Annotated in this window: 10 protein-coding genes; 4 read left to right on the top strand and 6 right to left on the bottom strand. The window is 76.3% G+C overall.

The genetic code is table 11. The features are described from left to right. Nucleotides 1-35: 35 nt before the first annotated feature. The gene (locus ACFV0G_RS00600) at nucleotides 36-260 is read left to right on the top strand and encodes an Asp23/Gls24 family envelope stress response protein (protein ID WP_380539219.1); all 225 of its coding nucleotides are present in this window, start codon (nucleotides 36-38) and stop codon (nucleotides 258-260) included. A 181-nt stretch (nucleotides 261-441) separates the two neighbouring features. Here the strand turns inward: ACFV0G_RS00600 and ACFV0G_RS00595 are convergent, their stop codons facing one another. The 3 genes from ACFV0G_RS00595 to rpe form a co-directional block, all read right to left on the bottom strand. Next, the gene (locus tag ACFV0G_RS00595) at nucleotides 442-1,407 is read right to left on the bottom strand and encodes a pirin family protein (RefSeq protein ID WP_380539216.1); all 966 of its coding nucleotides are present in this window, start codon (nucleotides 1,405-1,407) and stop codon (nucleotides 442-444) included. Between the two features lie 148 nt (nucleotides 1,408-1,555). Further along, nucleotides 1,556-2,467, bottom strand: a complete 912-nt coding sequence (locus ACFV0G_RS00590; RefSeq protein ID WP_380539213.1) for an alpha/beta hydrolase — start codon at nucleotides 2,465-2,467, stop codon at nucleotides 1,556-1,558. Nucleotides 2,468-2,605: 138 nt separating this feature from the next. Next, nucleotides 2,606-3,289 (bottom strand): ribulose-phosphate 3-epimerase, encoded by a 684-nt coding sequence (rpe, locus tag ACFV0G_RS00585; RefSeq protein ID WP_380539210.1) that lies wholly within the window; start codon nucleotides 3,287-3,289, stop codon nucleotides 2,606-2,608. Nucleotides 3,290-3,476: 187 nt separating this feature from the next. Here rpe and ACFV0G_RS00580 point away from each other — a divergent pair, with 187 nt between their 5' ends. Then, nucleotides 3,477-4,331 (top strand): hypothetical protein, encoded by an 855-nt coding sequence (locus ACFV0G_RS00580; RefSeq protein ID WP_380539207.1) that lies wholly within the window; start codon nucleotides 3,477-3,479, stop codon nucleotides 4,329-4,331. A gap of 36 nt (nucleotides 4,332-4,367) precedes the next feature. Here the strand turns inward: ACFV0G_RS00580 and ACFV0G_RS00575 are convergent, their stop codons facing one another. Further along, nucleotides 4,368-5,192: an ABC transporter ATP-binding protein gene (locus ACFV0G_RS00575; protein ID WP_380539204.1), complete on the bottom strand. Its 825-nt coding sequence runs from the start codon at nucleotides 5,190-5,192 to the stop codon at nucleotides 4,368-4,370. Nucleotides 5,193-5,323: 131 nt separating this feature from the next. Beyond that, nucleotides 5,324-6,541, bottom strand: a complete 1,218-nt coding sequence (locus ACFV0G_RS00570) for a cytochrome P450 (RefSeq protein WP_380539201.1) — start codon at nucleotides 6,539-6,541, stop codon at nucleotides 5,324-5,326. 93 nt (nucleotides 6,542-6,634) lie between these two features. Here ACFV0G_RS00570 and ACFV0G_RS00565 point away from each other — a divergent pair, with 93 nt between their 5' ends. After that, on the top strand, nucleotides 6,635-6,994 hold the full coding sequence (locus ACFV0G_RS00565; protein ID WP_380539198.1) for an arsenate reductase family protein: 360 nt from the start codon (nucleotides 6,635-6,637) through the stop codon (nucleotides 6,992-6,994). 4 nt (nucleotides 6,995-6,998) lie between these two features. Here the strand turns inward: ACFV0G_RS00565 and ACFV0G_RS00560 are convergent, their stop codons facing one another. Beyond that, nucleotides 6,999-7,469, bottom strand: a complete 471-nt coding sequence (locus tag ACFV0G_RS00560; protein ID WP_380539195.1) for a pyridoxamine 5'-phosphate oxidase family protein — start codon at nucleotides 7,467-7,469, stop codon at nucleotides 6,999-7,001. Between the two features lie 39 nt (nucleotides 7,470-7,508). Between ACFV0G_RS00560 and ACFV0G_RS00555 the strand changes: the two genes are divergently transcribed. After that, nucleotides 7,509-8,054, top strand: a complete 546-nt coding sequence (locus tag ACFV0G_RS00555; protein ID WP_380539192.1) for a DUF1697 domain-containing protein — start codon at nucleotides 7,509-7,511, stop codon at nucleotides 8,052-8,054. Nucleotides 8,055-8,092 lie beyond the last annotated feature (38 nt).

Here is an 8,092-nt window from a genome sequence, read left to right as displayed (position 1 = left end):
AACTTCTAGTCAACGGGACCTAAGCCGGCGACGGCGTGAACGTCGAGGTCGGCGAGCGGCAGGCCGCTGCCGACCTCGATGTGGTCGTCGAGTACGGAGTATCGGTCCCCGAGCTGGCGGCCGCCGTGCGGGCCCGGGTGGGCACCGCGGTGGGGAGCATGACCGGGCTGGAGGTGGTCGAGGTGAACCTCCGCATCGTCGACGTGCACCTGCCGCAGGACGACATCCCACCCGACGGCGGCGGCCGACGGGTCGTGTGATGGTCCGACGGCCTCGCTCACACCCTCGGTGGGTGTTCGCCGAGCCGACGGCGACCTCCCGAGAGGCGGGTGGGGACGACGCGTTCGGCCGGCACGTTGCTCTCCGGCATGGTCCTGAGGTCCTGCCCTGCTCTGGGCAGGGCAGCCGCCCGCCCGTGCGTCACGCCGGCCTGTCCCCGGATCAGCGCACCCGCCCCCGCGGCTTGAGCGGGAGCGCGGGCAGCTCCGGTGCGTGCAGCCGGGCACCGTCGTAGCCGTGCACCTCGCCGAAGCGGGTGCCCGTCTCCCAGTCCTCCCGGGCCCGGGTGATCTCCTCGCCGGAGCGGCCGATGAAGTTCCACCACATCACCAGCTCCTCCGCGAACGGCTCGCCGCCGAGCAGCAGGAGGGAGGCGTCGGTGTCGGCGCGGAGCGGGAGTTCGCGGCGGCCGCAGCCGAGGTAGAGCATGGCGCCCGGGTCCAGCGGCACGCCGTCGACCTCGGTACGGCCGGCCATGGTGAGCACGGCGTACTCGAAGTCGGGCTCCAGCGGCACCGCGGTGCGGGTGCCCTGGCGCAGCGTCAGGTCGGCGCCCATCAGCGGGGTGTACGTGGTGCCGGGCGAGGTCGCGCCGGCGAAGGTGCCGAGGATGACGGTCGCGTCCAGGCCCTGCCCGGCAGCGGTGACCCGGGGCAGGTCGGGGTGGTGCTCGAAGTGTGGCTCGGTGTTCCGGTGGGCGTCCGGCAGGGCCACCCAGAGCTGGGCGCCGTGCAGCAGCCGGGCGTGGGTGCGCGGCGACTCCTCGGAGTGCGAGATCGCCCGGCCGGAGGTCATCAGGCCGAGCTCGCGCGGCCGGACGGTCTGCAGGCTGCCCAGGCTGTCGCGGTGCAGCACCTCGCCCTCGTGCAGCCAGCTCACCGTCTGCAGGCCCATGTGCGGGTGCGGCGGCACCTGCATGCCCGGCTCGTCCGCGATGTCGTCCGGACCGTAGTGGTCGACGAAGCACCAGGCCCCGACCATCCGCCGCCCCAGGGTGGGGAGCAGCCGGCGCACCACGGTCGACTCCCCGAGCGGCACCGTGCGCCCGGTCAGCAGGTCCCTGACCGGCCCGGTGGCCGCCTCGCCGCCGCAGCGCTCCGCGGACGGCCGCACGTCCAGGTTGCTCATGCGGGGAGTATCGCAGCCACCACGGCCCAGGCCCGGCCGATCGCGCCGCGCGTCGCCGGATGTCGCCCGCGGATCCCGCCGTACAGGCGTGCAGCCGTGCAGCCGGGCGGCCGCACAGCCGGGCGGCCGGCGGGGCGAGGGCGTGCGGTCAGGAGCCGCGGTGGGAGAGCGCGTCGCCGACGAAGGCGGTGGCGTCCGGCAGCACCCGCCGCCAGAAGCCGCCGGTGTGCGCGCCACGCGGGAAGTGCGTCTCGGCGGCGCGGTCGGCGAGGCGCCGCGCGGCCGGGCAGAACGGGTCCTCGGTGCCGCACCAGACGGCGAGCCGGCGGGTCAGCGGCTGGTCGAGGTGGAGCAGCGGCTCGTGGGCCCGCCAGTCCGCCTCGTCCTGGTAGCCGTCCACGGTCGCCGCGTCCCGCCAGGAGGCGAACAGCGCCGGGCTGAGCAGGGCGACCGCACCGAGGCCGCCCTCCCGGGCGCGGGCGTACTGCAGCGCACCCGACCCGCCCATCGAGATGCCCAGGACGCCGCTGGGCGCGGCGAGTCCGCGGTCCTTCAGCCAGCGCGGCACCTCGTCGAGGAGCATCGCCATCGGGTCGTCGCCCGCGGTGCGTCGGTGCCAGTAGGTGGCGTCGCCGCCGTCGACCGCGACCAGGTGGAACGGCGCGGTGCCGCGTGCGGTGGCGGCCGCCAGGAACTGCGGCAGGCCGAGGTCCAGCATGCCCCGGGCGCTGCCGCCGCGGCCGTGCAGGACCAGGCAGACCGGCAGCCGCGCCGGGTCGGCGACCCCGGGCGGGCTGATCACGCTCAGGTCGACGGCCAGGCCGCGGGCCGCCGAGTCGACCCGGTCGGTGCGGACGGGACCGGGCACCACGTCGGGCACCGTGCCGTCCGGGCCGGTCATGCCGACCGCGCGGCGCAGCGCCGGCCCGCCGGGCAGGACGTCCTCGACCATCGCGCCGCCGACGACGCCCGCGCCGACCACGGCGACCGCGAGGGACCGCAGGAAGGTCCGCCGCCCCGTGCCCGTCCTGGGCGCGTCCTGCTCACCGGTCTCCGTCACGGCCCCTCCCCGTTCGATCCCCCGGCGGGTACTCTACGGGCCGTCAGTTCCCGGGCCGGTGCCGCCCTCGCCACAGCCGCGCCACAGCCGCGCCACAGCCGCGGCACGGCGGCGGGCGGCGCCGGGCCCGGGACGGGCTCAGTGCTTGCAGGCCCAGGGGGCGGCGGCGTGGGCCGCCTCGGCGCTGGCGCGCAGGGCGCGGACCGCCTCGGCCGGGTCGTCGGCGTTGTAGACGGCCGAGCCGGCCACGAACACGTCCGCACCTGCCTCGGCGCACCGCTCGATCGTCGAGGCCGCGACGCCGCCGTCGACCTGCAGCCAGAGGTCGAGGCCGTGCTTGGAGATCAGCTCTCGGGTGCGGCGGATCTTCGGCAGCATGATGTCGAGGAACGCCTGCCCGCCGAAGCCGGGTTCGACGGTCATGATGAGGATCATGTCCAGCTCGGGCAGCAGGTCCTCGTACGGCTCGATGGGCGTGGCGGGCCGCAGCGCCATCGACGCGCGGGCGCCCTTGGCGCGGATCTCGCGGGCGAGCCGGACGGGCGCCGCGGCGGCCTCCACGTGGAAGGTCACCGAGCCGGCGCCGGCCTCGACGTACTGCGGCGCCCAGCGGTCGGGCTGCTCGATCATCAGGTGGCAGTCGAGCGGGGTGTCGGTGGCGCGGGCCAGCGACTCGACGACCGGCACGCCCAGCGTCAGGTTGGGGACGAAGTGGTTGTCCATCACGTCCACGTGCAGCCAGTCCGCGCCGCGTACGGCCTGCGCCTCGTCCGCCAGCCGGGCGAAGTCTGCGGAGAGGATGCTGGGGTTGATCTGCGCCATTTCCGGGTACCTTCACAGCTCGGTGCGGTCGGTGGTCTGCGGCCGCCTCGCCCCCATCATCGCGTGAAGCGGCGGCGGGCGGGGAACGGCGCAGCCCGGGGGTGACCCGCATCACAGCAGGGGGGCGCCGGCTGCCGCGTGCGCCTCGGCCCGTTCCGGGCGAAGCCCGTGCCAGAGAGGTCAGTCGGTGGCTGAACACGTCCATCCCGCCCGTGCGCTGTGGTGGCTCTTCGAGCCCGTGCACGCCCTCACCTACTTCTCGCCGGAGGGCCGGGCCGCCTACGAGGCGGTCGGCCTGCGCGGCTACTGGCGCGGGTACTTCGGCGGACGGTCGGCGCCGCTCGGGGCGGTCGAGGCGGCGCCGGTGGTGGCCGCGTTCTTCAACTTCGCCCCGGCCATGGTCGAGCGGGCGCTGCCGGACGTGTGGCACCGGGCCGCGCCGCAGGACGTGCTGGCGGCCCGGGTGGACGGCGCGGCGGCCGCACTCGGGCGGGTCCTGGAGACGGTCAAGCCCGACCTGGTCGACCGCTCGGTGGAGTTGCTGGAGCGGGCCGTGGACGGCCTGGACTGCGGCGGCCGGGTGCTCGCCGCCGCGAACGCGGCGCTGCCCCGTCCCGACGGCCGGCTCGCCCGGCTCTGGCAGGCCACCACCGTGCTGCGCGAGCACCGCGGCGACGGCCATGTGGCCGCCCTGGTGGCGGAGGGCCTCGACGGCTGCGAGGCGCTGGTGCTGCGCTGTGCGCTGGACGTGCGGCGGGAGGCGCTGCAGCCGCACCGCGGCTGGACGGACGAGGAGTGGGACGCCGCCGCGGCCCGGCTGGCCGAGCGCGGCTGGCTGGCCCCGGACGGGACGATCACCGCGGACGGCCGGTCCCGGCACCGCGCCCTGGAGGCGGTCACCGACCTCGCCGCGGCCCGGGTGTGGGCGGGCTTCCACCGCACCGAGCTGGACGAGCTCGCGGCCGTGCTGCGGCCGATCTCGACCGCGTGCCGCGCGGAGCTGCCGCCGGCCAACCCGATCGGCCTGCCGCAGGCCGGCTGAGCGGGCGGACGGCCCCGCGGCCGCCCGGCCGCGGGGTCAGAGTTCGGCGGGGGCCCGGCGGGCGGCGCGGGCCGTCCAGCGGCCGTCGTGGCGGGCGATGCTGATCGGGTGCCCGAAGCAGTCGCTGACCAGCTCGGTGGTGATGACGTCCGCGACCGGGCCGGCGGCCACGGTCTCGCCGTCGCGCAGCAGCAGGGCGTGCGTGGTGGTCTCCGGGAGCTCCTCCAGGTGGTGGGTGACCAGCACCGTGGCGAGCGCGGGGTGGCGCCGGCGCAGCAGGTCCAGGCTGCCGAGGAGGAGTTCACGGGCCGTCAGGTCGAGTCCGGTGGCGGGCTCGTCGAGGAGCAGCAGGCGCGGCTGCGGCATCAGGGCGCGGGCGATCAGGGCCCGGCCGCGCTCGCCCTGGGAGAGGGTGGGCCAGGCGCTGGCCGCCCGGTCGGCCATGCCCATCAGGTCGAGCAGGTGCTCGGCGTGGCGGGCCTGGTCGGCGGTGGGGTGCCACCGGGGTTCGGGTTCGATGCTGTTGGTGAGCCCGGTGAGGACGACCTCGCGGACGGTCAGCGGGGAGCGCAGCGGGTGGCGCGGGTTGACGTGGCCGAGGTGGGCGCGGAGCGCGCGGATGTCGACCCGGCCGAGCCGCCGGCCCAGGACGTGCACCTCGCCGTGGGTGGGGTGGGAGACGGCGCCGAGCAGCGCGAGCAGGGTGGACTTGCCGGCGCCGTTCGCGCCGAGCAGCGCCCAGTGCTGCCCGGCCTCGACGTCGAGGGTGATGCCGCGCAGCAGGTAGCGGCTGTCGCGCACCACGTCGACCGCGCGGGTGCGCAGCAGTGGCGCGTCCGGCAGCGGTTCGGCACTGGTCACGGCGGCCTCCGGCGGTGCGGACGATCACGGATCGCCCACGCTAGCAGCGGCCCGGGGCGTGCTGCGGCGGCGTGGGGGGGGGGGCGCGCGCGGGGCCCGGGGGCGCCCGCGACGGGTCGGGGCCGGGCGGGTCAGCCGAGGGCCACCGGCAGGGTCGCGTACCCGCGCAGGACCAGGCGGTCGCGGCGCTCCGGGCGCCCGGCCGGGGCGAGCGCGGGGAAGCGCGCCGGCAGCGCGGCCAGGGCGACCGCCGCCTCCAGCCGGGCCAGCTGCGCGCCGAGGCAGTAGTGCGGGCCGCCGCCGAAGCTGAGCGGCTGGCTGTCGCGGCGGCCCGGGTCGAACCGTGCCGGGTCCGCGTACCGCTCCGGGTCGCGGTTGGCGGCGCCGAGCAGCAGCAGGACGCCGGTGCCGCGCGGGACGGGGACGCCGCCGGCCGTCAGCCCGTCGGCGAGCGCGATCCGGGAGGTGAGCTGGACGGGCGAGTCGTAGCGCAGCACCTCGTCGGTCAGGCCCGCCGGACTCAGGGTGCCGGCCCGCAGGGCGGCGGCCGCCCCGGGATGCTCGAAGAGCAGGGCGAGGGCGTTGCCCAGCAGGCCGGTGGTGGTCTCGAAGCCCGCGACCAGCAGCAGCACCAGGTTGGCCAGCAGCTCCTGGCCGGAGAGCCGGCCCGGCTCGGCGGCGGCCACCTGGACGAGGGCGCTGACCAGGTCGTCCTCCGGGCGGGCGCGGCGGCGGGCGGCCAGCGCGGTGAAGTACCCGGCGAGCTCGTCGGCGGCCGCGTCGGCGGCGGCGAGCTCGGACTCGTCGGCGATGAGCTCCAGGGTCGCCGTGAGGTCCGCGGCGAGTCCGCGGAAGCGGTACCTGTCCTCCGGCGGGACGCCGAGGAGCTCGCAGATCACGCCGACCGGCAGCCGGTGGGCGAAGCCGTCCATGAAGTCGACGGGCCCGCCGCCGGCGCCCTGGGCCGCCATCTCGTCGAGCAGCACGTGGACGGCCGCGGTGACGGCGGGCTCCAGCGCGGCGACCCGGCGGGCGGTGAAGACGGAGGCGATCAGCGAGCGCATCCGGGCGTGGCCCGGTGCGTTGCTCTCCAGGATCGACCGGGAGAGCAGCAGCTTGGCGGGGTGGTCGGCGAAGTCGGGCTCCCACTGCTCGCGCATCCCGGCGTCGGCCACCAGGAAGCCCGGGGTGCGCAGCACCTGGTGGCAGGCCCCGTACCCGGTGGCGAGCAGCAGGTCGGGGCCGCACGGCACGACCGGCCCGAGCCCGCGCGCCAGCTCGTACAGCGGGTACGGATCCGCCCGGCCCTCGGGCGTCATGAGCTGCTCGACGATCGACGCGCCGTCCATCGGCGGCCCCCTCCCCTCGTCCTGCCGGTTCAACCGGCGGTGGCCGGGCGGAGTTCCCGGGCCGGGACCGCCTCGCTCGATAGGGTGAGCGGCATGGAGATCTGGATCAACCCGCGGTGCAGCAAGTGCCGGACGGCCCTCGGCGAGCTGGACGCGGCGGGCGCCGAGTACACCGTCCGCCGCTACCTGGACGAGCCGCCGACCGGCGCCGAGCTGGAGGACGTCCTCGCCCGGCTCGACCTGGACCCGTGGCACATCACCCGGCTCGACGAGCCGGCCGCCAAGGAGCTGGGCATGAAGGACTGGCCGCGCGAGGAGGCCGACCGCGGCCGCTGGCTCGCGGCGCTGGCCGAGCACCCGATCCTGATCCAGCGCCCGATCATCACCGCCGACGACGGCCACGCGGTGGTGGCCCGGACGCCGGAGGCGCTGCGCTCGGTGCTGCCGGGCTGAGCCGTCACGTCCGCTCGAAGACCCGGACGCCCTCGCCGCGCCGCCAGGAGCGGATCACCAGGCGGTCCCCCGCCACGGTGGTCAGCACGACCTCCTCGGGCTCCAGCCGGAAGGCGTGGAAGGAGCCGGGCGGCGGCTGCGGGAGGTCGCCCTCGAAGGCGGCGAGCTCGGCCGGGTCGGTGATCTCGACGGCCGTGCCGGAGACCTTGGCGTCGCCGTCCGCCATCGTCTCGTCGGCCGGGTTGCTGTGCAGGGCGAAGCGGCCGTCCCGCCGCAGGTCGAGCGCCTTCAGCGCGCCGGCCATCGAGCCGATGGTCAGGTCGGCGCCGATGAACTGCACCTCGGTGCCGCTGACCCTGGGCGCGCCGCCGCGGCGCAGGGTGGCCAGCACGTGGTGCTTGTTCGCCTCGAACCGGGCGCGCACCAGTGGGGCCAGGTCGGGGGCGTCCTGCTCGAAGTCCTGCCAGGTCGTCATGGTGGCCAGTGTGACAGGGGCCACTGACAGACTGGCCCCATGACGCAGACCTACATCGCCTTCCTGCGCGCGATCAACGTGGGCGGGCACACGGTGACGATGGAACGGCTCCGCGGGCTGTTCGAGGAGCTCGGGCTGGCCCGGGTGCGGTCGTACATCCAGAGCGGCAACGTCTTCTTCGACACCGAGGAGGAGGACCGGGCCGCACTGACCGCACGGATCGAGCGGCACCTGGAGGCGGCGCTCGGCTACGCCGTGCCGACGGTGCTGTGCACGGTGGCGGAGCTGGAGGCGGTGGTGGCCGCCGACCCGTTCGCCGGGATCGAGGTGACGCCGGAGCTGCGGCTGTGCGTGCTGTTCCTCTCCGAGCCGCTGCCCGAGGCGCTGGCCCCGCCGCGCTCCTCCCCCAAGGGCGACTGGGACCTGGTCGGGGCGCAGCCCAAGGCCGCCTTCGTGGTGCTGCACCTGCGGGGTGGCCGTCTCGGCGGCAATCCGGCCACCCTCTTCGGCAAGGCCTACACCGGGACGGCGACCTCCCGGTTCTTCCACACCACCGTCAAGATCCTGGCGGCGGCGCAGAAGTGACGCGGCGGCCGGTGCCGCCGGCGGCCCGTGGCCGCGGC

Source organism: Kitasatospora sp. NPDC059571, from assembly GCF_042735675.1.
Lineage (GTDB): Bacteria > Actinomycetota > Actinomycetes > Streptomycetales > Streptomycetaceae > Kitasatospora.
This window is presented reverse-complemented; position numbering and strand designations above follow the sequence as displayed.